At 45.2% G+C, this 25,696-nt stretch carries 15 protein-coding genes, 4 tRNA genes, 3 rRNA genes and 2 pseudogenes; 5 read left to right on the top strand and 19 right to left on the bottom strand.

Going from position 1 to position 25,696, the window contains the following annotated elements:
- Positions 1–12: 12 nt before the first annotated feature.
- The 5 genes and pseudogenes from phoU to ONE56_RS02600 form a co-directional block, all read right to left on the bottom strand.
- Entirely contained in the window at positions 13–711 is a 699-nt protein-coding gene (gene phoU / locus ONE56_RS02620) for a phosphate signaling complex protein PhoU (RefSeq protein WP_041155078.1), read from the bottom strand.
- A gap of 25 nt (positions 712–736) precedes the next feature.
- On the bottom strand, positions 737–1,555 hold the full coding sequence (gene pstB / locus ONE56_RS02615; protein WP_041155079.1) for a phosphate ABC transporter ATP-binding protein PstB: 819 nt from the start codon (positions 1,553–1,555) through the stop codon (positions 737–739).
- Positions 1,556–1,557: 2 nt separating this feature from the next.
- Positions 1,558–2,526: pseudogene (gene pstA, locus ONE56_RS02610) on the bottom strand (phosphate ABC transporter permease PstA); the annotation flags it as partial.
- 473 nt (positions 2,527–2,999) lie between these two features.
- Positions 3,000–3,231, bottom strand: a pseudogene (locus ONE56_RS02605) (phosphate ABC transporter permease PstA); the annotation flags it as partial.
- 30 nt (positions 3,232–3,261) lie between these two features.
- Positions 3,262–5,466: an ABC transporter permease subunit gene (locus ONE56_RS02600; protein ID WP_423840198.1), complete on the bottom strand. Its 2,205-nt coding sequence runs from the start codon at positions 5,464–5,466 to the stop codon at positions 3,262–3,264.
- Positions 5,467–5,730: 264 nt separating this feature from the next.
- Between ONE56_RS02600 and ppk1 the strand changes: the two genes are divergently transcribed.
- Together ppk1 and ppx are read left to right on the top strand one after the other, a co-directional pair.
- Positions 5,731–7,821: a polyphosphate kinase 1 gene (ppk1, locus tag ONE56_RS02595; RefSeq protein WP_331437829.1), complete on the top strand. Its 2,091-nt coding sequence runs from the start codon at positions 5,731–5,733 to the stop codon at positions 7,819–7,821.
- Positions 7,805–9,310, top strand: a complete 1,506-nt coding sequence (ppx, locus tag ONE56_RS02590) for an exopolyphosphatase (RefSeq protein ID WP_041155081.1) — start codon at positions 7,805–7,807, stop codon at positions 9,308–9,310. The genes ppk1 and ppx overlap by 17 nt, the downstream gene beginning before the upstream one ends.
- Positions 9,311–9,365: 55 nt before the next feature.
- On the opposite strand, the gene ONE56_RS02585 is transcribed toward ppx, so the two are convergent.
- The 3 genes from ONE56_RS02585 to phoB are packed head-to-tail and all read right to left on the bottom strand — an operon-like array spanning position 9,366 to position 12,349.
- Positions 9,366–10,325: a PstS family phosphate ABC transporter substrate-binding protein gene (locus ONE56_RS02585; RefSeq protein WP_084735699.1), complete on the bottom strand. Its 960-nt coding sequence runs from the start codon at positions 10,323–10,325 to the stop codon at positions 9,366–9,368.
- Positions 10,322–11,623, bottom strand: coding sequence for a phosphate regulon sensor histidine kinase PhoR (gene phoR, locus ONE56_RS02580; RefSeq protein ID WP_423840197.1), 1,302 nt, complete (start codon positions 11,621–11,623; stop codon positions 10,322–10,324). The genes ONE56_RS02585 and phoR overlap by 4 nt, the downstream gene beginning before the upstream one ends.
- A 36-nt stretch (positions 11,624–11,659) precedes the next feature.
- Positions 11,660–12,349, bottom strand: a complete 690-nt coding sequence (gene phoB, locus ONE56_RS02575) for a phosphate regulon transcriptional regulator PhoB (RefSeq protein WP_041155082.1) — start codon at positions 12,347–12,349, stop codon at positions 11,660–11,662.
- Between the two features lie 233 nt (positions 12,350–12,582).
- On the opposite strand from phoB, the gene rdgC reads away from it, so the two are divergent.
- The 3 genes from rdgC to ONE56_RS02560 all read left to right on the top strand — a co-directional run bounded on the left by rdgC (position 12,583) and on the right by ONE56_RS02560 (position 15,316).
- The gene (gene rdgC / locus ONE56_RS02570) at positions 12,583–13,497 is read left to right on the top strand and encodes a recombination-associated protein RdgC (RefSeq protein ID WP_331437827.1); all 915 of its coding nucleotides are present in this window, start codon (positions 12,583–12,585) and stop codon (positions 13,495–13,497) included.
- A gap of 161 nt (positions 13,498–13,658) precedes the next feature.
- The gene (gene yegQ / locus ONE56_RS02565; RefSeq protein WP_041155083.1) at positions 13,659–15,059 is read left to right on the top strand and encodes a tRNA 5-hydroxyuridine modification protein YegQ; all 1,401 of its coding nucleotides are present in this window, start codon (positions 13,659–13,661) and stop codon (positions 15,057–15,059) included.
- Between the two features lie 2 nt (positions 15,060–15,061).
- Positions 15,062–15,316: a YfhL family 4Fe-4S dicluster ferredoxin gene (locus tag ONE56_RS02560; protein WP_041155084.1), complete on the top strand. Its 255-nt coding sequence runs from the start codon at positions 15,062–15,064 to the stop codon at positions 15,314–15,316.
- A 40-nt stretch (positions 15,317–15,356) separates the two neighbouring features.
- On the opposite strand, the gene ONE56_RS02555 is transcribed toward ONE56_RS02560, so the two are convergent.
- From ONE56_RS02555 to ONE56_RS02505, 11 genes are all read right to left on the bottom strand, one after another.
- Entirely contained in the window at positions 15,357–15,665 is a 309-nt protein-coding gene (locus ONE56_RS02555; RefSeq protein ID WP_041155085.1) for a hypothetical protein, read from the bottom strand.
- Positions 15,666–16,226: 561 nt separating this feature from the next.
- On the bottom strand, positions 16,227–17,060 hold the full coding sequence (gene mepA, locus ONE56_RS02550) for a penicillin-insensitive murein endopeptidase (RefSeq protein WP_041155086.1): 834 nt from the start codon (positions 17,058–17,060) through the stop codon (positions 16,227–16,229).
- 12 nt (positions 17,061–17,072) lie between these two features.
- Positions 17,073–17,405, bottom strand: coding sequence for a DUF1904 domain-containing protein (locus ONE56_RS02545; protein ID WP_423840196.1), 333 nt, complete (start codon positions 17,403–17,405; stop codon positions 17,073–17,075).
- A 237-nt stretch (positions 17,406–17,642) separates the two neighbouring features.
- Positions 17,643–17,719, bottom strand: a tRNA-Trp gene (locus tag ONE56_RS02540).
- 161 nt (positions 17,720–17,880) lie between these two features.
- Positions 17,881–17,957 (bottom strand) — tRNA-Asp (locus ONE56_RS02535).
- 108 nt (positions 17,958–18,065) lie between these two features.
- Positions 18,066–18,181: ribosomal RNA gene (gene rrf, locus ONE56_RS02530) — 5S ribosomal RNA — on the bottom strand.
- Positions 18,182–18,300: 119 nt separating this feature from the next.
- A 23S ribosomal RNA gene (locus ONE56_RS02525) occupies positions 18,301–21,190 on the bottom strand.
- Positions 21,191–21,495: 305 nt separating this feature from the next.
- Positions 21,496–21,571: transfer RNA gene (locus ONE56_RS02520), tRNA-Glu, on the bottom strand.
- 9 nt (positions 21,572–21,580) lie between these two features.
- Positions 21,581–21,656: transfer RNA gene (locus ONE56_RS02515), tRNA-Ala, on the bottom strand.
- Between the two features lie 129 nt (positions 21,657–21,785).
- Positions 21,786–23,338: ribosomal RNA gene (locus tag ONE56_RS02510) — 16S ribosomal RNA — on the bottom strand.
- Together the 16S, 23S and 5S rRNA genes with 4 tRNA genes alongside form the textbook arrangement of a ribosomal RNA operon.
- A gap of 453 nt (positions 23,339–23,791) precedes the next feature.
- Positions 23,792–25,153, bottom strand: a complete 1,362-nt coding sequence (locus ONE56_RS02505; protein WP_423840195.1) for an amidohydrolase family protein — start codon at positions 25,151–25,153, stop codon at positions 23,792–23,794.
- Between the last annotated feature and the right edge of the window lie 543 nt (positions 25,154–25,696).

Raw genomic sequence — 25,696 nt, 5'->3', positions numbered from 1 at the left:
CTGGCCTTATGCTTACTTCAACACATCATCAATACTGTCTTCACCTAGGTGCCTAATATCTTTCCCTTTTACGAAGTAAATGATGTATTCACAGATATTTTGACATCGATCCCCCACTCGCTCTATCGCCCTTGCGGACCACATCACTTGAAGTATATGGGGGATATCATTTGGCTCTTCCATCATAAACGTGGTCAACTGGCTAATGATGGCTTGGTATTCAGCATCAAGTTTATCGTCGAGTTTATAGACTTTCACTGCGGCATCAACGTCCATACGCGCAAAAGCATCCAGCACTTGATGAAGCATTTGTATGGCTTGACGACAAAGCGGATCTAAAGATATTTGAAATTGGCGTTCTTTAGAAGATGGACTTTCAATGGCAACATAAGCGATGCGTGTCGCGACATCACCGATGCGCTCCAAATCCACGATGGTTTTGATAATAGCCATGATCAAACGCAAATCTTTTGCCGTAGGCTGACGCTTAGCAATGATACGCGTACAGGCATCATCAATGGAAACTTCCATGGCATTCACTTTATGGTCATCACGCACAACTTTACGGGCTAACTCGATATCTTCTTTGTGCAACGCTTGAACGGCGTATGAAAGCTGCTGTTCAACCAAGCCTCCCATGGTTAATACATGAGTACGAATCGATTCTAGCTCGACATTAAATTGTCCAGATATGTGACGTCCAAAGTGCATGATTGTCCTTTCGTCTTGTGTAAGCTTAGCCGTAGCGGCCAGTAATATAATCTTCCGTTTGCTTTTTCATTGGCGACGTGAAGATCGAGTCTGCATCCGAATATTCAATTAACTTACCCATATGAATAAACGCCGTATGATCACTGACCCGTGCGGCTTGTTGCATGTTGTGGGTAACGATCACCACAGTATATTGAGTCTTGAGTTCGTTGATAAGCTCTTCGATGGTTAAAGTTGATATAGGATCCAATGCAGAAGTAGGTTCATCCAATAACAAAACTTCTGGCTCGATTGCAATCGCTCGAGCAATGACTAAACGCTGTTGTTGACCACCAGATAAACCAAATGCATTCTCATGCAGTCTATCTTTCACTTCATCCCATAACGCTGCTGAACGCAAAGACCGTTCCGCTGCATCGTCCAAAGTTCTGCTGTTTTTTACGCCTTGTAGGCGCAGCCCATAAATCACGTTTTCATAAATCGATTTAGGGAATGGGTTGGGACGCTGAAACACCATACCCACTCGGCGTCTGAGTGTCGCAACGTCCACATTAGGATGGTAGACGTTCTTGCCATGCAAACGAACTTTGCCGCTCACCTTACAGCCTTCCACTAGGTCATTCATCCTGTTGATACAACTCAATAAGGTCGACTTACCGCAACCAGAAGGTCCGATAAATGCGGTTACTCGTCCCTTGGGAATTCGCATTGAAATATCATGTAATGCTTGGGTTTGACCATAGAACAGATTAAGGTCCTCTATTGAAATTGCCGTTTGCGCATCCGTTAAGTTATGCACGTCCAGCGGCGGTTGATAACCTAATGTATTATCAAAATTAAACATACTTAATCTTGTCCTAACGTTCTGTATTTTTCGCGTAAATTATTGCGAATACTGATTGCAGTTAAGTTTAGTCCGACAATGACGGTGACGAGCAAAAACGAAGTGGCATAAACCAAAGGTCGCGCTGCTTCAATATTGGAAGTCTGAAAACCGATGTCATAAATATGAAAGCCTAAATGCATGAATTTTCGGTCCAGATGCACATACGGAAATTGGCCATCGACAGGTAAATTCGAAGCCAACTTTACGACACCAACCAACATCAGCGGGGCGACTTCCCCAGCCGCGCGAGCGATCGCAAGAATTAAGCCGGTGATGATTGCTGGCGTGGCCATAGGTATAATCACTCGCCATAGCGTTTCAAACTGTGTCGCGCCAAGCGCTAAAGAACCATGTCGTACCGAGCTTGGGATACGTGTTAAACCTTCCTCTGTGGTCACGATGACCACTGGAAGTGTTAATACCGCCAAGGTTAATGCAGACCATAACAAACCTGGGGTACCAAATGTTGGAGCAGGCAGTTTTTCGGCATAAAAGAGGCTATCAATTGAGCCACCGATGGTATAGACGAAAAACCCCAAACCAAACACGCCGTACACAATAGACGGAACCCCAGCCAAGTTGATCACCGCAATGCGGATAATTCGAGTCAGTGCATTGTTTTTCGCATACTCATGAAGATAAATCGCGGCGATCACGCCAAGAGGCATGACGATAATTGACATAATAATCACGAGAAATACGGTCCCAAATATCGCCGGGAACACACCGCCTTCTGAGTTTGATTCTCTAGGATCGTCGGAGAGAAACTTCCATACTTGTTTGCCCCAGTGCACCACTTTATCAACAAAAGACATTTGATTTGGATACCAGTAGTCCAATATATCTTCTAAAGGGATCGCAATCTGCTCGCCAGTCATGTCTTCAACAATCACAGCATAATCGGACAATTGTAAACGTAACCCATCCAGCTGTAACTCAACGCTGGCAAGCTGCTGCTTTATTTGCTGCTCCCGTTCTTGGTTCTGGGTTAGGAACTCATCAGTAATGCGGTTATTGAGCTCACGTTTACGTTTTTCGAGCCTTAATTGTTCTAACTGCCAACCTAGCGCCTTTAGCTGAGTTTGAACAAGTTTATCAATCTCGTCATGTAAGCTCTCTGCATCGCCAAGCTTTTTATCTAAAACGGTCTGAATATCCGTTTTATAAATGCTCTCACCATCTCGAAATGCCACCAGCTTGCCAAAAAAGTAGCCGCCACTACTGCGCTCAATAACCGCCCACTCTTTCGGTGTCGTGGGCTCACTCAACTGTATTTTAAGCACAGAGATAAAATCAGAGGGATAAAGCTCGCGGTTGGCTATTTTAATATTTAAACGTGTAGCAAAATCTTCATCATCATCGAGTTTTCGGGCTGCATTTTCCGGGAGGTAGCTCTTTGGCACAAAGCTGCGTTCATAAACTTGCCCAATAAGAATGGGGTTTTCTTGCAATACTTCCCCTTGTACTGAGGTCAATGCTGTCACATTCCATTGATACAACGGAGCCGGCCAAAAATAGGTTAATCCTTTCCAGCCAATCAAAAGCAATAAGCCCAATACTGAGAGCAAGCTAACACTGACCGCTCCACCGGTTAGCCAAATCCACGGTGCGCCAGAACGAATCCAATTTAACATGTCACTACTCGCTCTTTATCCAAAGCATCATTACAACGCACGGTATTTATCTCTTAATCTCTGACGAACGAACTCTGCGAGTGCGTTGACCGCAAAAGTAAAAACAAACAAAATCAACGCAGCCAGGAACAACAACCTAAAGTGTGAGCTTCCAACTTCAGATTCAGGTAACTCAACCGCAATCGTTGCAGACAAGCTTCTTAAACCCTCTAAGATGTTCCAATCCATGAGTGGCGTATTACCTGTCGCCATCAATACAATCATGGTTTCACCTACGGCCCGTCCCAACCCCATCATGATGGCGGAGAAGATTCCGGGACTCGCAGTAAGTAAAACAACATGAACGAGCGTCTGCCATGGTGTCGCACCTAATGCTAGCGAACCATCCGATAAATGCTTAGGGACCGAGAAAATCGCATCTTCAGCAATCGTGAAAATCGTCGGAATTACCGCAAAGCCCATCGCTAAACCAACGACAAGCGCATTTCGTTGATCGAAGCCAATGCCATGCTCCGTGAGAAACAAGCGCATATCACCATCAAAAAATGCGTGTTCGATACTTGGGGATAACCAAACCCCCGCTACAATGATGAGTAAAATCAACGGCATCAATACCAAGGCATGCCAACCATTAGGAAGTCGGTTACGTAACGGTTGCGGTAATAGCGCCCAGACTCCACCGATCAGCATCACACTGATTGGTAAGATGAATAACATGACCACCATGGTGATCAAATGATCCTCCACAATAGGAGCAAACCAAAGTCCTGCAAGAAAACCGATAATGACCGTGGGTAGTGCTTCCATCAATTCAATCGACGGTTTTACCACTCGCCTCATCCTTGGTGACATGAAATACGCAGTATAAATCGCACCAAATACCGCTAAAGGCACAGAAAATAACATGGCGTAAAGTGCGGCTTTGATCGTACCAAAAGCTATGGGGATTAAACTGAACTTCGCTTCAAACGCATCGCTTCCCGAAGTGGATTGCCAAACAAACTCCGGCTCGGGGTATCCTTCATACCAGACTTCTTGCCATAAAGATGAAAATGACACTTCTGGATAAGCATTGTCGACGACAGCCACACTCAGCTGATTGTCTTGCCATGAAATCAGATAGCGTTCATTGTGAGACATTGCGGCCATCGCAGGCGCTTTAGCGTATGCACGCTTGAACAAGACCAGCTTTTCACTCGTCGTGTAGTGGCTTTGTAATGTACCGTTGGTATAAAAGCTATAAAATCCTTTTTGATGCATATCCGGCAATAGATATTTCAGCTCGGCAGCCAATTTAAAGTCTCGAATATACGTTAGCTTACGCTCAGCACCTTGTAGCGTATCAAACCACTGCGACACTCGACCATCATTATGGGTAACAAGCAGTGAATAAGCACCGGCGAGTAAGTCAATGTGTCGCACTGTGTGCGCTTTTTCACCAAGAGTAAGGTCAACCACTTCACGCACAGTAAACCGCGATAGCCCTTTCTTCAACACAATCAGTTCAGAACCATTTCGCAGGTATAAGGTTTCCCCATCGGGGGTAATCACCATTTGTTCCGGCGCATCGAAAGTGGAAGGGAAAACATAGTCAACGGTAGCACTCTCTGATTCTAACGGTGACGATGCCTGCCAGCGCGCTTTGACTTGTCCACTTCGAGTTTGCCACACAAAAGTGGCAGATTGCATGGGATTACTGAAAGTAAATTGAATGACAGGATCCGACGAGTCTGCAAGCGCCAAATTAAACTTTGGGTTCCACATCATGACTTCTGGTGGTCGGGTATTTTGTTTCAATGTCGCGTGGAATTCAGGCTTAAAGAGATGAGCGACACCTTGAATATCCACCAAACCGTACCAACCGATACTGGATGCCGAATGAAAAGCGGCAATGGATTGTTGAGTAATTTGCTGAGTATGGATCGCTGGTTGATTCGGGGCATCCATTGGCAAGAACTGTACTTGTCCAGTTTGCGTCAATACAAAAGCAAGCTGAGCATAATCGTCTATAGATATTGCAAGAGGCTGACCTACATTCGTCATTCTAGCCGCATGGTTTGTTTTTATCTCTGCGTCAGAGAAAAGCGGCATCACGACCATAGCCAAATATATAAAGATCAAAATAAGTGCGGCAAGCACCCCCAAACCACCACAAGTCACTGCAAATCGAACTAAACGATCTTTGAGAAGACGTTTTTTATCTTTTTCCTGCAATGAAAACTCAGCTTGTGGCATGTATCGCTCTACCTTTTTTGACTTGGTACTAGAATATGTCTTTAAGATGACAATTATATTACACCTGTTACTAAATGACTGAAAACTCTATAACCAAATCCCCCCCGATCAGTTCGGTGCAAAAAAGGGGGATTCAACATTTCTCTGGTATAAAGCGATGCAACCGGTTGATGTGAAATAAAAATGAAACAAAAATCACATAATGTGCATACAGAGTAACAATAATACTAAATAAGTCAGATCTCTTCTCGCTAGGCAAAAGTTATGAGCACAGAAAAACTCTATATAGAAAAAGAACTTAGTTGGTTATCGTTTAATGAGCGTGTATTGCAAGAAGCCGCAGATAAAACCGTGCCTCTGATTGAGCGCATTCGTTTCCTAGGTATTTTTTCCAATAATCTTGATGAGTTCTATAAAGTTCGTTTCGCTGACGTTAAGCGTCGGATCCTAATCAACCAAGAGCGAGGTGGCAGTGATGCCCCGAAACGGTTGTTGTCTAAGATGCAAGCAAAATCGATGAAGCTTAATGATCAATTCGACGAATTGTATAACGAGTTGATTAGAGAAATGGCTCGTCGTCGGATCTTTCTCGTCAATGAACAGCAACTCGATGAGACTCAACAAAAGTGGATCTCCAAATATTTTCATCGAGAAGTCGTTCCACACATCACACCATTGCTGATGAAAGACGACATAGACGTCCTGCAATTTTTAAAAGATGAATACGCCTATATTGCGGTTGATTTACGCAAAGGAGACCAATCCCAATATGCGTTACTAGAAATCCCTACCGATCACCTTCCCCGCTTTGTAATGGTTCCTGAGCAAAAAGGTAAGCGGCGTAAAACGATTATCTTGCTCGATAACATCATCCGCTATTGTTTGGATGACCTATTTAAGGGTTTTTTCGACTACGATGAGCTCGCAGGTTACTCCATGAAGATGACACGTGATGCGGAATACGATTTACGCAACGAAATCGAATACAGTCTTTTGGAGCAAATGTCCGAAGGGGTAAATCAGCGCCTAACTGCGATGCCAGTGCGTTTTGTGTATGAACGTGAAATGCCTCAAGAAATGCTCGACTTTTTATGTAAGAAGTTACAGATATCCAATTACGATAACCTCACACCTGGTGGCCGCTACCACAATTTTAAAGACTTCATTGCTTTTCCTAACGTCGGTCGAGAATATCTAGAAAACAAACCTCTACCACCGATGAAGTGTGCCGATTTTGAAGGTTATCCAAACTGCTTTAAAGCCATCAAAGCCAACGACATTCTACTTTATTATCCTTATCACACCTTTGATCATATTAGTGAATTGGTTCGCCAAGCCTCTTTCGACCCGAAGGTCATAGGTATCAAGATCAACATTTATCGGGTTGCAAAAGACTCCCGTTTAATGAATTCACTGATCGATGCGGTTCACAATGGCAAAAACGTCACCGTGGTTGTTGAGCTACAAGCAAGGTTTGATGAAGAAGCAAACATTGAATGGTCGAAGGTACTCACCGAAGCCGGAGTCCATGTTGTTTTCGGCGCCCCTGGGTTGAAGATTCACTCTAAGCTGCTACTGATCAGTCGTCGAGAAGGTGAGGAAATCGTTCGTTACGCCCATATTGGAACAGGGAACTTTCACGAAAAAACTGCACGTATTTACACTGACTTTGCCCTGCTGACTGCCGATCAAGAACTCACCAATGAAGTGCGTAACGTCTTTGGCTACATTGAGAACCCTTACCGTCCCGTAAGATTTAATCACTTGATCGTTTCACCACGAAATTCTCGCACCCAATTATACCGATTGATTGATAACGAAATTGCCAACGCAAAACTTGGTAAAAAAGCGAGCCTAACGATTAAGGTTAACAACTTAGTCGACAGGGGGATCGTCAACAAGCTTTATGGCGCGAGTGTCGCTGGCGTGAAAATAAATATGATCATTCGTGGTATGTGCTCATTGGCACCAGGGATTGAAGGGGTAAGTGATAACATTCGTATTATTAGTATTGTGGATCGTTTTTTAGAGCACCCCCGGGTAATTATTACCCACAATGATGGCGACCCGCAGGTATACATCTCTTCAGCCGACTGGATGACAAGAAACATCGATCATCGAATCGAAGTCGCGACCCCAGTTCGTGATCCACGTTTGAAACAGAGAATTATTGATATTACCAACATCCATTTTACCGATACAGTAAAGGCGCGCATAATAGATAAAGAGATGAGCAACAACTACGTGCCACGAGGCAACCGCAAAAAAGTTCGCTCTCAAATTGCCATCTACGACTATCTTAAAAATACAGAAAAACAAACTAGAAAACAGAAGTTAGATGAATCAGATACTTGAACAAGATGAACGCTATATCGCAGCAATTGACCTAGGCTCCAACAGCTTCCACATGGTCGTTGCCAAGGTGGTCGGCAGTGACTTGCAACTTGTCAGCCGACATAAGCAGCGCGTTCGATTGGCTTCTGGCCTAGACAGCGAACTTAATTTAAACCATGAAGCCATGCAGCGTGGGTTGGATTGCCTTGCAATGTTCGCTGAACGTTTGCAAGGTTTTGATGAATCCAATGTCCGTATCGCCGCGACACATACGCTAAGGCAAGCCAAAAATGCGCGTTTGTTTATAGAACGTGCGAAAACGGTGATGCCTTTTCCGATTGAAGTGATTCCCGGTGAAGAAGAAGCGCGCCTAATTTACTTAGGTGTTGCTCATACCCAAGTCGAGTCCAACTCAAAGTTAGTGGTTGATATTGGTGGCGGCAGTACCGAAATGATCATCGGTCAAGGATTCGAGCCTGAATTGCTCAACAGCAAACAAATGGGGTGTGTTAGCTTTACCGAGCAGTTTTTTAAAAATGGCAAACTGTCAGGAAAAAACTTCACCAAAGCCATGCTCGCGGCTGAACAAAAATTAGAGTCGATCGCGAGCAAATACCGTAAAAAAGGTTGGGACATTGCACTTGGATCATCGGGTACGATAAAGGCCATTCAAGAAGTATTGATTGGATTAGGCTTTGATGATGGCCTGATTACAGGTAAAAGACTCAATAAGTTGATAGAAGTTTTGTGCGCATTCGATTCAATTGATGATATTGAGCTCACAGGGTTGACGGAGGAGCGCAAACCTGTATTTGCTGCTGGGGTGGCGATTCTGAGCGCCATTTTTCAATCGCTACGCATTGATCAGATGTTCTTCTCTGACGGAGCGCTGAGAGAAGGCGTACTGTATGAAATGGAAGAACGTTTCGCTCGTTCAGACATTCGCATGCGTACCACAGAAAACTTGGCACAAAAACATCGCGTCGATCTTGAGCATGCAGCCAGCGTAAAAGGTCTCGCCCGTGATATGCTCCATCAAGTGCATTCAGCTCTTGGAATCAAGAAAAAGAGTGATCTGTTTGACCTACTCGAATGGGCCGCGCTTTTGCACGAAGTGGGACTGAGTATTAATTTACGCAGCTTTCATCGCCATTCTTTTTATATTCTACAACATTCGACACTACCTGGCTTCAACCGCGAGCAACAACTTGTGTTAGCCACACTGGCGCGATTCCAACGCAAAGCATTAAAGTTGCAGGAACTGCCAGAGTTTAACCTCTACAAGCAAAACGATGTACTTAGCTTGATAAAAATCTTACGCCTTTCCATCGTATTAAATGGTCAGCGTAGTGACGAGCCTCTACCGGAAATCTTTTTATCTATCAAAGAAAATGAGTGGGCACTTACTTGCACCGATGATTCATGGTTAGAAAACAACAAATTGCTTCACGCAGATCTACAAGAAGAACAAACTCGGTGGGAGAATGTGAAGTGGACACTGACATTCTGAGCCGTGCTGTAAAGAAGGCTTCCATTAGCAACAATTTAAGTACTTAAAAGTCGGTTTATAAACCGACTTTTTGTAACTCTTTTTGCGCAAAATCAGCAGTAATCGGAACATGCCCATCCTTCTCGACTAATGCCTGCCCTTGAGCAGAAAATATAAAGCGAATGAACTCCGCCTCAACGGGGCTTAATGGTTGGTATGGGTGTTTATTTACGTACACGTAGAGATAACGAGAGAGTGGGTACTTACCCGTTACAATGTTGTCTCGCGTAGGCTCGACGTAATCTGTTCCCTTATTCGCGACAGGAACCAATCTAACTCCCGCCACTCGATAACCAACGCCAGAGTAGCCAATCCCACTGATCGTTGAGGCCACCGACTGAACAACCGATGAAGACCCTGGCAGCTCATTCACATGGGTGTCGAAATCACCACCACATAATGCATTGGTTTTAAAGTAACCATAAGTTCCAGACACGGAATTACGACTAAACAACTGTATATTTCGCTTAGCCCAACTAGATTTAATCCCCAGCTGTTGCCAATTAGTGATAAACGCGCTTGCACCACAACGCAGCGTGGCAGAAAACATCGCATCTAACTGACCAAAATTCAGTCCCTTAATCGGGTTATCTTGATGAACAAAAATCCCGATAGCATCAATCGCGACCCTTAAAGCCGTCGGCTTATAGCCATGCTCTCGTTCAAAAGCTTCTACCTCCCTTAAACGCATAGGACGACTCATTGGGCCAAACTGCGCTGTCTGCTCTGTCAGTGCAGGGGCCGCAGTTGAGGAACCAGATGCCTGGATTTGTGCGTTAATATTAGGGTATATCGACTTAAATTCTTCCATCCATAGCGTCGTCATCCCCGCCAACGTATCAGAACCTACGGACAATAAATTGCCCGCAACGCCCGTCGTCTTTTGGTAGTTAGGCAACGCCTTGTCTTGTGCAGATACAGAATAGGAAGCAACGAACGTCGTCAAAAGAAGTAACCATTTCAACTGTTCTCTCATGCGCTCACCACCAAACGACTCGGCAACACAAAAGAAAATTTACTGCCCACACCAACTTCACTGCTGATTTCTAAATGTGAGTCGTGATGTGTGAGCGCATGTTTTACAATCGCCAATCCCAGACCACTCCCCCCAGTATCTCTAGAGCGAGCTTTATCAACTCGATAAAAACGTTCCGTCAAGCGATGCAAATGTTGTGGCTCAATGCCATCACCGCTGTCTTCTACTTCCAAGTGGGCACCTTGAGCCGATTTAAACCAACGGACATTGATATTCGCTCCGGGTGGCGTGTACTTGACGGCGTTGTAAACCAAGTTGGAGATTGCACTGCGCAACTGATCATCGTCACCAAAAACACGCAATTCGCGATCGACATCAAACTGCAACTTATGATGGCTATCTCCGCTCAAACTGGCCGCTTCCTTCTCTAATACTTCAAGCATTGCAGGGACATTGACCACCTCTTCTAATTCATGCATTGGCGCAGCTTCAATCTTCGACAATGTGAGCAATTGATTCACCAACCCATTCATACGATTTAATTGCTCAGTCATCACACCATGAGCTTTTGTCCACATAGGGCCTACCACCATATCTGGATCTTCGGTCATTTCTAAATAACCTTGCAGCACCGTCATAGGAGTACGCAACTCATGGGAAACGTTAGCAAAGAAGTTTCGACGCATACCTTCTAACTGTTTTAATTGACTCACATCACGCACTACCATCAAATGCTCACCCTCGGTATATGGCACGATACGCAGTTCCAGCATGCGTTCGACGTTCAGAGGAGAGCGCATCTCTAACGGTTCAGAAAAATCTTGCTTAGTTAAATATTTGATAAAATCAGGAGTACGGATAAGGTTTGAGATTGGTTGACCGGAATCTTCTGGCCACTGAAAACCGAGCAGGTGTTGAGCCAGTTTGTTGCACCAGACGATATTACCTTCTGCACGGAACACAACAACCGCATCTGGCAAAGATTCAGCGCCATTGCGGAAACGACGGATGAGGTTAGTCAGCTCTTTGCGCTTACGTCGCTGACGCTGCTGTAAACGATACAAACCGTTAAATAGCGACTCCCAATTACCACTCCCAGAGGGTGGTGTAAGGCGCTTTTCATCCCATAACCAAGACGATAATCGCACCTGATTATGCAAATGCCACACGAGTTGTATTACCGTAGCCGCGAGTAATAACCACGACATATAACCAAACACCCAGCCGACGATAATCCAGGGGCTGTAAAAAAAAGCCAGCTCCCAGGCTAGCTTTCTCCATGTTAATCTTTCAACCACTCATTACTCCAAAACGAGATAAAATTAGGTGCGCATCTATGCCTTAACAGAAAAGCGGTATCCAGCGCCTCGCACCGTCTGGATGAGCTTATCATGTCCAGCTAGCTCTAATGCCTTACGCAAGCGACGGATATGCACATCCACCGTACGGTCTTCAACATAAACATTAGTGCCCCAAACATTGTTTAGCAGTTGCTCACGGCTGTAAACTCGCTCTTGATGCGTCATAAAGAAATGCAACATCTTGAATTCTGTCGGTCCCATATCAACCGCTTCATCATTTGCGGTTACTCGGTGTGAAACAGGGTCTAACTTAAGGCCTTGTACGTCAATAACATCTTCTAATGCCGTAGGGGTCACACGGCGAATAACCGCTTTTAGACGAGCAACAAGTTCTTTAGGAGAAAATGGCTTAGTGATGTAATCATCGGCACCCACTTCTAAACCACGAACTTTATCTTCTTCTTCGCCGCGAGCAGTAAGCATTACGACTGGAATATTTCGAGTCAACTCTTCACGTTTCATATGCTTGATAAAGTTAATACCACTACCGCCAGGTAGCATCCAATCTAGCAAGACTAGATCAGGGAAGGGTTCAGCCAGTTTGGTTACCGCAGTATCGTAATCTTCCGCTTCTACCGCTTGATAACCTTTTTGTTCAAGTACAAAGCATAGCATTTCACGAATTGGCGCTTCGTCTTCAACAACCAGAATCCTTCTAGACATAATTGAGTAACCTTGTGTTATTTATGTTAGTTGAACTTATTCATTAAAGAGACCAAGCGCCCCTCTATGCATACGCATTATTACTACAAAGTATGACACTTTTGTGACCCTTGAAAACAAATTTTAATATAACTTTCTTTTGAGGTTCATGAGGATATTTTTCATTTCATTTAAGACATCCGCGACAAAATTCCCTATTATGAGAGCCTTGTCATCAAGCCTAGAGAAGATTTATGTGGTTTAAAAACTGTCTGGTATACCGTGTTAACCGAGAGGTTAACTTCAATGCAGATCAACTTGAAACTCAACTTGCCGAATTTAAATTCACCCCTTGCGGTAGCCAAGATAAACAGAAGTTTGGCTGGGTAAATGCGATGGGGAGACATGGCGATATGATGACGCATGTTTCAGAAAACCGTATCCTGATTTGTGCCAAAAAAGAAGAAAAAATGCTCCCTGCTTCTGTCATTAAAGACTCATTGAATGCAAAAGTAGAAGCCATGGAAGAGCAAGAAGGCCGTCCTCTTAAGAAAAAGGAAAAGGACAACCTAAAAGAAGACATTGTGATGGATTTACTCCCAAGAGCATTTAGCCGCAGTAACCATACACATGTACTGATCATGCCAAAAGAAGGCTTTATCCTTGTTGACGCCAGTAGCTACAAAAAGGCCGAAGATGTGCTTGCGCTACTTCGAAAAACGATGGGGAGCTTACCTGTTATCCCTGCAATTCCAGAAACCGCCATCGAAACCACTCTGACGGAGTGGGTTAAAACTGGAGATACCCCAGCAGGCTTTACCATGATGGATGAAGCCGAACTGAAATCGGTTCTGGAAGAAGGTGGCGTGATCCGCTGCAAGAAGCAAGAGCTGACAACAGATGAGATTCGCAACCATATAGCAGCAGACAAAGTGGTGACCAAACTTGCTCTCAATTGGCAAGATCGCATCGAGTTCATCATGACTGAAGATGCTGGTATCAAACGCCTCAAGTTCTCTGACGAACTGAAAGATCAAAACGATGATATTCCCCGTGAAGATCAAGCGGCCCGCTTCGATGCAGACTTTTCATTAATGTGTGGAGAGTTCAGCGCCTTCCTACCAAATCTCTATGAAGCACTGGGTGGCTTACCAAACCCAAACGCCTAAACTACCTTTCCTAAACAAACGCCCTCACTTTTTGTAGGGCGTTTGTTTATATAATCAACAATCCCTCTAGTCACAGTTCACATTTTGACGTAAAATTTGCGCCCCATTTCCATTAGGTGGAATTGGCCTGACTTGTGATCAGATATTAAGAGAATTGAACAATGACAACTGAGAAAGCATTCGTACCTGAGCTATTATCGCCAGCAGGTAGCCTAAAGAACATGCGTTACGCATTCGCCTACGGCGCTGATGCTGTTTATGCAGGACAACCACGCTACAGCCTTCGTGTCCGTAACAATGAGTTCAACCACGATAACCTAAAAATCGGTATTGACGAGGCGCATGCCCAAGGCAAGAAGCTTTATGTGGTTTGTAACATCCAACCCCATAACTCAAAGCTTAAAACCTTTATCCGCGACCTAAAACCAGTCGTAGAAATGGGTCCAGATGCCCTAATCATGTCAGATCCAGGCCTCATCATGATGGTTCGTGAAGCTTTCCCTGAGATGCCAATTCACCTTTCTGTTCAAGCTAACGCCGTCAACTGGGCGACCGTTAAATTTTGGGCGGCCAACGGTGTAGAGCGTGTCATTGTTTCTCGAGAATTGTCTCTAGAAGAAATCGAAGAAATTCGTGAACACTGCCCGGAAACGGAGCTAGAAGTGTTTGTCCACGGCGCGCTATGCATGGCTTATTCTGGTCGCTGTCTACTTTCTGGTTACATTAACAAACGTGATCCTAACCAAGGCACGTGCACTAACGCCTGTCGTTGGGAATATAAAGTAGAGAAAGGCAAAGAAGACGACGCAGGTCAAATTGTCGAACAATTCGACCCAAATACCGCGCAAGCAATCGAAGTTCAGGACGAAGCACCTGAAACGACTATCGGTCGAGGTAAACCGACGGATGAAGTGGTACTGCTTTCAGAGAGCCACCGTCCAGAAGAAAAAATGGCAGCCTTTGAAGATGAGCATGGTACATATATCATGAACTCTAAAGACCTACGTGCAATCCAACACGTTGAGCGCCTAACAAAGATGGGCGTCCACTCGCTGAAAATCGAAGGCCGCACAAAATCTTTCTATTATTGTGCTCGCACGGCGCAAGTCTATCGTAAAGCCATTGACGACGCCGTGGCAGGAAAACCATTTGATGAAAGCCTCATGAGCACGCTAGAAAGCCTCGCTCACCGTGGCTATACAGAGGGCTTCCTACGTCGTCATACCCATGATACCTATCAAAACTACGACTATGGTTATTCAGTATCCGACGCACAACAATTTGTTGGTGAGTTTACAGGTAAGCGTCGTGGAGACCTGGCAGAAGTGGAAGTGAAAAACAAGTTCCTTGTCGGAGACAGTCTTGAGTTAATGACACCAAAAGGCAACGTTGTTTTCACCTTAGAAGCAATGGAAAACCGTAAGTCACAGTCAATTGAAGATGCAAAAGGTAATGGCCACTTCGTATTCATTCCAGTACCAGAAGACATGGACTTGTCGTATGGTCTGTTAATGCGCAACCTAAACTCTGGACAGGATACCCGCAACCCAACAGGTAAGTAATCATGGCATTACTCATTACTGATAAATGCACTAACTGTGATATGTGTGATCCTGAGTGTCCCAATGGGGCAATCAGCATGGGTGAACGTATTTTTGAAATAGATCCGAACTTATGTACGGAGTGTAAAGGTCATTATGATAAACCGACCTGTCAATCAGTTTGTCCAATATCAAAATGCATCATTACAGACCCAAGCAACATTGAAACCGAAGAACAATTACTTGAAAAGTTTGTAATAATACAAGGACTTGCATAACAAAAAAGGTTCAACTTAGCCAACAAAGTTGAACCTTTTTTTAGCCTGATTTACCAATAGGGTAAATATTGCAGAACAGTTCTTTCTCAAAGTGATATTCTAGCTTTTCGCGCCAATTCTCGGCTTGAGAAACTGGCACTAAGTAAAAATTTTCCCGGCTAGTGTCCGTCACAAAAGCCATTCCGTATTGCATAAGTTCATAATGCACATCGTTAACAAAACCCGGGTCAAGACGTTGACGCCCTGTCAGATGATTAACATCTTCCCGAGTTAAGAAAACGCCCTTAGGATCACTGCTAAATCTGTGTCTCAACCACTCTGCAAACTCTTTTGCACAAATCATAGTCATGGTTTTTCCCTTATTAAACTCTTTATAGTAGATAACTACTACTATGCTCTTATCTTAGTTCATGAAATCGAAGCGAAAAAGATAAATGGAGCGAGCAACAACCAGAGTCTGGTGACTTTACATATAAAAACAATAAGGCTAATCGATACCAACAATTATAACCCTTTGTTTATTCATTTTTTATAATTAGTACCTAAACAGCTTAAAGTAACTTTTGTCTAGGTATTATTCACTTTAGACAAAAGCGCTATGTTTCTCCAGTTTGATAAAAAGATAACTAGGCAAACAATACCAATCATAAAATCAATTGACTGATACCAATCACAGGAAATAAGTGATCATAAATAGCGTAGGAAAAATGCTTGAGAACGAGGCATTATTTTTCGATAAGTAGTTATTCTACAATCAAAAATAGCAACGGAGTTATCAAGTTTTTTAACAAGCTAGAATGACCAGTTATTTACTACGATTGGTATGAGTGTGAATTAATGACCTGAAGGACATAGATCAACCGTTTCTGAACGCTCTGCCCTGACACATGCTCAGGAAGAATGAGTGTCATTATTTAGCGATTAAAGCCAGACATTGATTTGGCATGTCTTTTTGCTTTTTTTTGCGCACCGCCACCGTTTTTAACTCAGTTTGAGGTTGTGGGGTAACCTTAGGCTTCCAACTAGCTAGCTCGGCTCCGCACCCATCACCAGCAGGTGGTGGGTTTTGAGCGATACAATTGAGACTTGAGCTTGGGCAGGACAACCTCACATGAAAATGATAATGATGCCCCCACCAAGGACGGACTTTTCTCAACCAACGACGATCAGCGTTGACTTCTTGCACACACAGTTGCTCTTTAATTACAGGATGAACAAAAATACGCGCTACATCTCTGCTTTGCGCGGCAAGACGAATCAATTCAAAATGTCGTTTTTCCCAACGGTTTTTCCGTATCGAATATGCTTTCAGATCAACAACGCTCACTGGCTTAGGTAATTGAAGTTCATTATAGGAAAGCGGAGTATCGGTTAATCGAAACCAAATATCGATGTCTAATCCCGTTTGATGACTATTATGTCCTGAAGAAAAACGCCCGCCCCGCGGTAAAGACAAGTCTCCGATAAGTAAGTTCTTATTCAGCTTTTGATGAGCTTCTCGAGCTAAGTCTTGTACAAACTTAATCGTATGAGGATGACCATAATAGCGATTCGCTCTACTACGTAAAACTTGGTAGCCGATGCCTTCGGTGGGTAGGGAGCTCGCGCCATCTAAGCAGCCATTAGCGTAACTACCAATTGATGATGAAAGGTTCTTCGTCGGAGTAGAAACATCCTCCCATTGAGTAGCTTGCACGGAGGTTGAGCAAAGAAAGAAATAATATAATAAACGTCTCAACCTCATAGTGTTCATCCCCTAATAATGCTCACCATTATCATAGTAGCTATTAGGAGATAACGCAGAAAAGATGACTGCGACATCGACATCTTCTCCCACGATGCCTCTTATCTGTTTAGTAATAACCTGGGCAACTTCATCTTGCACCTTTTGACCACGATCGAACCAAAGCACTTCGACGAAAGGATAGGCGCTACTGACCTCCCCTTCGCTAAAAAACGTCGTGTAAATATACTCAAAGGTAAAATCCTCTCTTGGGCACTCCATAAGAGGTTGCAGCGTATCAGTGAGCGGTGCTGAAAGAGCCTGAACCGTTTGAGGTTCGACTGCTCGGAATCGAAAATGTGGCATAAGTTTACTTCCTAATTATTATCTTTAAGGATTGATAATAGCAGGAACACTTTAGCTAATCATCCAAGCTTATGGTTAAAGGTCAGCCTTGACACCTAAAAGCCCCTTTATCTTATCTAGGGCTCAATAGTGGAGATAGGAGGGGTTCGGCAGGGTTGGCAATCCAACTCCCAACATTGCTTCGCAGAAGACAACAAACGTAAAAAAGCCCCAGTCTTTCGACTGAGGCTTTAAATATGGCAGGGGTGGAGAGATTCGAACTCCCAACACGCGGATTTGGAATCCGCTGCTCTGCCAATTGGAGCTACACCCCTAGAAATAGGTAATTAAATTTTTGATGGTTCAGGAGATTTGAACTCCCAATACGCGCCATCTCGCAAAAACTTGGGGAATCCGCTGCTCTACCAATTGGAGCTATACCCCTGTAGTTCGTGTTTACTGAGACGACTCTCACTTTCTATAATATAAGAAAGAGTGGCGGAGTGGACGGGACTCGAACCCGCGACCCCCGGCGTGACAGGCCGGTATTCTAACCAACTGAACTACCACTCCGCAGTGGTATTTTTTACTAAATAAAGTCTTATGGTTAGCTCGCTTTATTTAGTTTTGCCTTTAGATATTCCTTAAATAAAAGGATAAATCTAAAAACAACAAATCAAAGCCTGGCGATGTCCTACTCTCACATGGGGAAACCCCACACTACCATCGGCGCTACTTTGTTTCACTTCTGAGTTCGGAATGGAATCAGGTGGGTCCAAAACGCTATGGTCGCCAAGCAAATTCGGTTTAAACTCGCTGCTTAAGCAAGTTTAATAATCTGGAAAGCTGTTTTATTTCTCATTATCACACATTCAATGTTCTTTCATTGAGTCCATCAAAACCCCTTGGGTGTTGTATGGTTAAGCCTCACGGGCAATTAGTATCAGTTAGCTCAACGCCTCACAACGCTTACACACCTGACCTATCAACGTCGTAGTCTACGACAACCCTTTAGGATACTTAAAGTATCAGGGAGAACTCATCTCAAGGCTCGCTTCCCGCTTAGATGCTTTCAGCGGTTATCAATTCCGAACTTAGCTACCGGGCAATGCGTCTGGCGACACAACCCGAACACCAGAGGTTCGTCCACTCCGGTCCTCTCGTACTAGGAGCAGCCCCTTTCAATTCTCCAACGCCCACGGCAGATAGGGACCGAACTGTCTCACGACGTTCTAAACCCAGCTCGCGTACCACTTTAAATGGCGAACAGCCATACCCTTGGGACCGACTTCAGCCCCAGGATGTGATGAGCCGACATCGAGGTGCCAAACACCGCCGTCGATATGAACTCTTGGGCGGTATCAGCCTGTTATCCCCGGAGTACCTTTTATCCGTTGAGCGATGGCCCTTCCATTCAGAACCACCGGATCACTATGACCTGCTTTCGCACCTGCTCGAATTGTCATTCTCGCAGTCAAGCGGGCTTATGCCATTGCACTAACCTCACGATGTCCAACCGTGATTAGCCCACCTTCGTGCTCCTCCGTTACTCTTTGGGAGGAGACCGCCCCAGTCAAACTACCCACCAGGCACTGTCCTCATCCCCGATGAGGGGACCAAGTTAGAACATCAACACTACAAGGGTGGTATTTCAAGGTCGGCTCCACCAACACTGGCGTGCTGGTTTCAAAGCCTCCCACCTATCCTACACATGTAGGGTCAATGTTCAGTGCCAAGCTGTAGTAAAGGTTCACGGGGTCTTTCCGTCTAGCCGCGGGTACACTGCATCTTCACAGCGATTTCAATTTCACTGAGTCTCGGGTGGAGACAGCGTGGCCATCATTACGCCATTCGTGCAGGTCGGAACTTACCCGACAAGGAATTTCGCTACCTTAGGACCGTTATAGTTACGGCCGCCGTTTACCGGGGCTTCGATCAAGAGCTTCGACCGAAGTCTAACCCCATCAATTAACCTTCCGGCACCGGGCAGGCGTCACACCGTATACGTCATCTTACGATTTTGCACAGTGCTGTGTTTTTAATAAACAGTTGCAGCCACCTGGTATCTGCGACTCCTAGTAGCTCCATCCGCAAGGGACTTCACCGCCAGGAGCGTACCTTCTCCCGAAGTTACGGTACCATTTTGCCTAGTTCCTTCACCCGAGTTCTCTCAAGCGCCTTGGTATTCTCTACCCGACCACCTGTGTCGGTTTGGGGTACGATTCCAACTTATCTGAAGCTTAGAGGCTTTTCCTGGAAGCATGGCATCAATGACTTCACATCCGTAGATGCTCGACGTCGTGTCTCAGCCTTAAAAAGAGCCGGATTTACCTAACTCTTAAGCCTACGCACTTGAACCTGGACAACCGTCGCCAGGCCCACCTAGCCTTCTCCGTCCCCCCATCGCAATAAGTTGAAGTACGGGAATATTAACCCGTTTCCCATCGACTACGCCTTTCGGCCTCGCCTTAGGGGTCGACTTACCCTGCCCCGATTAACGTTGGACAGGAACCCTTGGTCTTCCGGCGAGGGGGTTTTTCACCCCCTTTATCGTTACTCATGTCAGCATTCGCACTTCTGATACGTCCAGCATGCGTTACCACACACCTTCAACCGCTTACAGAACGCTCCCCTACCCAATATACATAAGTATATTGCCGCAGCTTCGGTTTACTACTTAGCCCCGTTACATCTTCCGCGCAGGCCGACTCGACCAGTGAGCTATTACGCTTTCTTTAAATGATGGCTGCTTCTAAGCCAACATCCTGGCTGTCTGAGCCTTCCCACATCGTTTCCCACTTAGTAGTAATTTGGGACCTTAGCTGGCGGTCTGGGTTGTTTCCCTCTCCACGACGGACGTTAGCACCCGCCGTGTGTCTCCCGGATAGTACTTACTGGTATTCGGAGTTTGCAAAGGGTTGGTAAGTCGGGATGACCCCCTAGCCTTAACAGTGCTCTACCCCCAGTAGTATTCGTCCGAGGCGCTACCTAAATAGCTTTCGGGGAGAACCAGCTATCTCCAGGTTTGATTGGCCTTTCACCCCTAGCCACAAGTCATCCGCTAATTTTTCAACATTAGTCGGTTCGGTCCTCCAGTTGATGTTACTCAACCTTCAACCTGCCCATGGCTAGATCACCTGGTTTCGGGTCTATATCCAGAGACTGAACGCCCAGTTAAGACTCGGTTTCCCTACGGCTCCCCTAGATGGTTAACCTTGCCACTGAATATAAGTCGCTGACCCATTATACAAAAGGTACGCAGTCACACCACGAAGGTGCTCCTACTGCTTGTACGTACACGGTTTCAGGTTCTATTTCACTCCCCTCACAGGGGTTCTTTTCGCCTTTCCCTCACGGTACTGGTTCACTATCGGTCAGTCAGTAGTATTTAGCCTTGGAGGATGGTCCCCCCATATTCAGACAGGATATCACGTGTCCCGCCCTACTCGATTTCACTGAATGTGCGTTGTCAACTACGGGGCTATCACCCTGTATCGCCGGACTTTCCAGACCGTTCGTCTAACGCATATAAAGCTTAAGGGCTAGTCCAATTTCGCTCGCCGCTACTTTCGGAATCTCGGTTGATTTCTTTTCCTCGGGGTACTTAGATGTTTCAGTTCCCCCGGTTCGCCTCGCTGCGCTATGTATTCACGCAGCGATACTAGCTTATGCTAGTGGGTTTCCCCATTCGGAAATCCCAGACTCAAGTGGCTTTTACTGCCTAATCTGGGCTTATCGCAAGTTAATACGTCCTTCATCGCCTCTGACTGCCAAGGCATCCACCGTGTACGCTTAGTCACTTAACCATACAACCCGAAGAAGTTTCGAATTGACGTTAAACAACCAAAGTTGTCTCTCATTATTTGAATGAGCGAGAGACAGTTCGATTTTGCCGGACTCAAATATGAACAACATCTAAAGATGTTATTCCCAAGAACACTTGAATGTGTTTTTAGTTGTATTCCCTTAGGAATACTTTGAGAACTTTATAAACAACAATAAATTGTTGTTTTGTCAGCTTTCCAAATTGTTAAAGAGCTAATCACTTCTATTGAAGTCACCATTTTTAAGAACACTTAAGATTTTCTTTTTGAAGAAATGTGCTTAAAGATGGTATCCCGTAGGGGAGTCGAACCCCTGTTACCGCCGTGAAAGGGCGGTGTCCTAGGCCTCTAGACGAACGGGACACAAATATGTGGTGGAGCTAATCGGGATCGAACCGATGACCTCTTCGCTGCCAGCGAAGCGCTCTCCCAGCTGAGCTATAGCCCCACATAAATGGCTTCGCGATTATGCAGAACCACTTTTGCTCTGAATTTAAACCGTATCAATCTGTGTGGACACTCATCGTGACTCATTTGTCTTCACTTTAAAAAGTGAAAGCAAACTATCCATCGTATATAAGGAGGTGATCCAGCGCCAGGTTCCCCTAGCGCTACCTTGTTACGACTTCACCCCAGTCATGAACCACAAAGTGGTAAGCGTCCCCCCGAAGGTTAAACTACCTACTTCTTTTGCAGCCCACTCCCATGGTGTGACGGGCGGTGTGTACAAGGCCCGGGAACGTATTCACCGTGGCATTCTGATCCACGATTACTAGCGATTCCGACTTCATGGAGTCGAGTTGCAGACTCCAATCCGGACTACGACGCACTTTTTGGGATTCGCTCACTCTCGCAAGTTGGCTGCCCTCTGTATGCGCCATTGTAGCACGTGTGTAGCCCTACTCGTAAGGGCCATGATGACTTGACGTCGTCCCCACCTTCCTCCGGTTTATCACCGGCAGTCTCCCTGGAGTTCCCGACATGACTCGCTGGCAAACAAGGATAAGGGTTGCGCTCGTTGCGGGACTTAACCCAACATTTCACAACACGAGCTGACGACAGCCATGCAGCACCTGTCTCAGAGTTCCCGAAGGCACCAATCCATCTCTGGAAAGTTCTCTGGATGTCAAGAGTAGGTAAGGTTCTTCGCGTTGCATCGAATTAAACCACATGCTCCACCGCTTGTGCGGGCCCCCGTCAATTCATTTGAGTTTTAATCTTGCGACCGTACTCCCCAGGCGGTCTACTTAACGCGTTAGCTCCGAAAGCCACGGCTCAAGGCCACAACCTCCAAGTAGACATCGTTTACGGCGTGGACTACCAGGGTATCTAATCCTGTTTGCTCCCCACGCTTTCGCATCTGAGTGTCAGTATCTGTCCAGGGGGCCGCCTTCGCCACCGGTATTCCTTCAGATCTCTACGCATTTCACCGCTACACCTGAAATTCTACCCCCCTCTACAGTACTCTAGTCTGCCAGTTTCAAATGCTATTCCGAGGTTGAGCCCCGGGCTTTCACATCTGACTTAACAAACCACCTGCATGCGCTTTACGCCCAGTAATTCCGATTAACGCTCGCACCCTCCGTATTACCGCGGCTGCTGGCACGGAGTTAGCCGGTGCTTCTTCTGCAGCTAACGTCAAAGATGTGCGCTATTAACACACACCCCTTCCTCACTGCTGAAAGTACTTTACAACCCGAAGGCCTTCTTCATACACGCGGCATGGCTGCATCAGGCTTGCGCCCATTGTGCAATATTCCCCACTGCTGCCTCCCGTAGGAGTCTGGACCGTGTCTCAGTTCCAGTGTGGCTGATCATCCTCTCAGACCAGCTAGGGATCGTCGCCTTGGTGAGCCCTTACCTCACCAACTAGCTAATCCCACCTAGGCATATCCTGACGCGAGAGGCCCGAAGGTCCCCCTCTTTGGCCCGAAGGCATCATGCGGTATTAGCCATCGTTTCCAATGGTTATCCCCCACATCAGGGCAATTTCCTAGGCATTACTCACCCGTCCGCCGCTCGACGCCGTTAACGTCCCCCGAAGGGTCAGTGAACTCGTTTCCGCTCGACTTGCATGTGTTAGGCCTGCCGCCAGCGTTCAATCTGAGCCATGATCAAACTCTTCAATTTAAAGTTTTTTCGGCTCAATGAATACTGAACATTACATAACGTAATGTTTGAATTGACTGTGCTGAATCCGAAGATTCAATGGTCACTTCGTATCATTGAAACCTAATTTGAAACCGAAGTTTCTAATTGGATTATCATCAACGAGTGCCCACACAGATTGATAGGTTTATATTGTTAAAGAGCTTTGTGACTGAACAAGGCTTTACAGCTGCTCAAATCGGACGGCTATTTTAGCGAGATAACGTATCGTGTCAAACACTTTTTAGTTATTTCGTTATGAGCTATTTTTTAACTCAACCACCTTGTTATCTAGCAATGCTTTGCGAGACAACGGAGGCGAATTATAGGGAGAAAAATCAACTTAGCAAGAGGAATTCAACCTAAAAAAGACATTTTTAGGTTGAGTGTTCAAATAACCAACAAATTGAGTGCTATATGGGCGAAGGGCGAGTTTTAAGACTCTAGATTAGCCACACGAAGATTGAGTTCAGCCATAGATCTTTTTACTTCCTCAACTAAATAGAAGTACTTATCATCATTGTCTTGCTGGTAAACAATACGTCCATTGACAAAACTGGCTTTGATTGACGCAGGTTCACCACACATGATTGGCGCCAGCAAAGAAGAATGGCAACCCGATAAACGTGGATGGTCGAGTTCATAAAGGACGAGATCAGCCGCAAAGCCTTCTCGAATTTCTCCTACCTCACGAAGCCCTAAGATATCAGCCCCACCTTTTGTGCCCCATTTAAGCACTTCTTCTAAGGTGGTGGCATCAGGTCCATTTTTAGCTCTATGTATTAGCCAAGTTAAATTCAGCTCTTGGAGCATGGATCCCGACTCGGCAGAAGCAGAACCATCAACACCAATTGAGATCGGCATCCCCGCTTTGGCCATTTCAATGACAGGGGCAATGCCGCTACCTAAACGACAGTTAGATGTTGGGCAATGAGCAATACCAGTTTTGGTTTCAGCTAATAGTTGGATATCGGCATCATTAGCTTGAACGATATGAGCAAACCACACGTCTTCCCCCAGCCAATCACAGCTTTGCGCAAACTCTACAGCACTTTTTCCGTACTTTGCTAGTGTTTGCTCATTATCAAAATCCACTTCTAACAAATGCGAGTGCATTCTCAGGCTTTGGCTTCTCGCGTATTCTGCTATCAATTTAAGATCGCTTGGTGTAGCTGAATGAGCGATTGTTGTTGGGGCAACAACTAACTGACGCATTGAAGCCGGTCCCTCTTGGTGATAGCGACTACGCGTATGATCTAAACGTGAAATCATTTGTTCTGCTGACTCAGGTACCACACCTGCTTTAGCCAACCCTTTGTGCGTCCCTTTTACTGTTGCTCCACCTCGACATAGCACAAGCCGAATGCCCATTTCATCCGCTGCCTGCCAAAGCACGTCTTCTAATTCTTGGCTTGAGTTAGCATGATAAAGATAGTGATGGTCAGCACATGTCGTCGCACCGGAGCGAAGCAATTCGTAAAAACCCAGCTTTGCTGCCGAATACATGATCTCTGGGGTAATTTGCGGCCAATAGCGATAAGGGACACTCGCAAGCCAGTCACCTAACCCATCATTAATCCCCGCAGGGATTCCCTTTAATATTGACTGCGCAATATGGTGGTGAGTATTCACAAACCCTGGGTAGATGACACAATTGCTCGCATCAACAATTTCCTCAGTAGCAATTGGGGATAAATTTTGTCCAAGTTCAGTGATTAAGCCATTTTGAATCCTTATATCCTGAATATTTTGTCTAGGTGAAAATACACTGTTTGCATTCTTAATTAAGTAGTTCATATAAATTTCCTTTTTGATGAACAATCGGTACCCAACCTTTATTCGGATCATTAAGATGGATAACCACTTGAGCAATGTCCCAGAGATTCACTCTTAACCGCTTCTACTCAATTAATTTACTAAGGAGGAGACACCGCTATCTCCCTTCTCAGGCCTGTATACAATGCAATAAATAGACCATAACTTTCGTATTTAGTAAGCCTTCGTTAACCACAATAATTCCGCACCAAAACAAATCAAAACATTAGATTATTCACCAACTTGGTGCAAAAAGTCACAAGTCACCTTCACTAGCAGCTCAAATTGTATACAACAAATCGCACCATTGTTTTGCTCACTTATCTAGGTTAATTAATGGTTAATGAATAGTTTCACCTCATCGTATCTTTGTTTGCATTTTATGGCACGTTGTTTGCTGAGAGTAAAATGAAATCGTGAGTAGAAGCGGTTAGATACCAAATTGGTATCGGGACATTGCTCATAGTTAGCCTAAAGTGACGCATCCGTAACATAGGGACGCAGCTTCAGGAAGTGAAAAGGAAA

This window comes from Vibrio mytili (assembly GCF_049563345.1).
Taxonomy (GTDB): Bacteria; Pseudomonadota; Gammaproteobacteria; order Enterobacterales; family Vibrionaceae; genus Vibrio; species Vibrio mytili.
The sequence above is the reverse complement of the archived record's forward strand: the minus strand, read 5'-3'. Positions and strand labels throughout refer to the sequence as shown.

Bases quoted from the DNA above. Each gene is read 5' to 3' on its own strand.
- ONE56_RS02560 (WP_041155084.1), top strand. From the start codon at position 15,062: ATGGCATTACTCATTACTGATAAATGCACTAACTGTGATATGTGTGAT.
- ONE56_RS02600 (WP_423840198.1), bottom strand. From the start codon at position 5,466: ATGCCACAAGCTGAGTTTTCATTGCAGGAAAAAGATAAAAAACGTCTT.
- ONE56_RS02555 (WP_041155085.1), bottom strand. From the start codon at position 15,665: ATGACTATGATTTGTGCAAAAGAGTTTGCAGAGTGGTTGAGACACAGA.
- rdgC (WP_331437827.1), top strand. From the start codon at position 12,583: ATGTGGTTTAAAAACTGTCTGGTATACCGTGTTAACCGAGAGGTTAAC.
- ONE56_RS02585 (WP_084735699.1), bottom strand. From the start codon at position 10,325: ATGAGAGAACAGTTGAAATGGTTACTTCTTTTGACGACGTTCGTTGCT.
- ppx (WP_041155081.1), top strand. From the start codon at position 7,805: ATGAATCAGATACTTGAACAAGATGAACGCTATATCGCAGCAATTGAC.
- phoB (WP_041155082.1), bottom strand. From the start codon at position 12,349: ATGTCTAGAAGGATTCTGGTTGTTGAAGACGAAGCGCCAATTCGTGAA.
- mepA (WP_041155086.1), bottom strand. From the start codon at position 17,060: ATGAGGTTGAGACGTTTATTATATTATTTCTTTCTTTGCTCAACCTCC.
- ONE56_RS02505 (WP_423840195.1), bottom strand. From the start codon at position 25,153: ATGAACTACTTAATTAAGAATGCAAACAGTGTATTTTCACCTAGACAA.
- pstB (WP_041155079.1), bottom strand. From the start codon at position 1,555: ATGTTTAATTTTGATAATACATTAGGTTATCAACCGCCGCTGGACGTG.
- phoU (WP_041155078.1), bottom strand. From the start codon at position 711: ATGCACTTTGGACGTCACATATCTGGACAATTTAATGTCGAGCTAGAA.
- yegQ (WP_041155083.1), top strand. From the start codon at position 13,659: ATGACAACTGAGAAAGCATTCGTACCTGAGCTATTATCGCCAGCAGGT.
- ppk1 (WP_331437829.1), top strand. From the start codon at position 5,731: ATGAGCACAGAAAAACTCTATATAGAAAAAGAACTTAGTTGGTTATCG.
- ONE56_RS02545 (WP_423840196.1), bottom strand. From the start codon at position 17,405: ATGCCACATTTTCGATTCCGAGCAGTCGAACCTCAAACGGTTCAGGCT.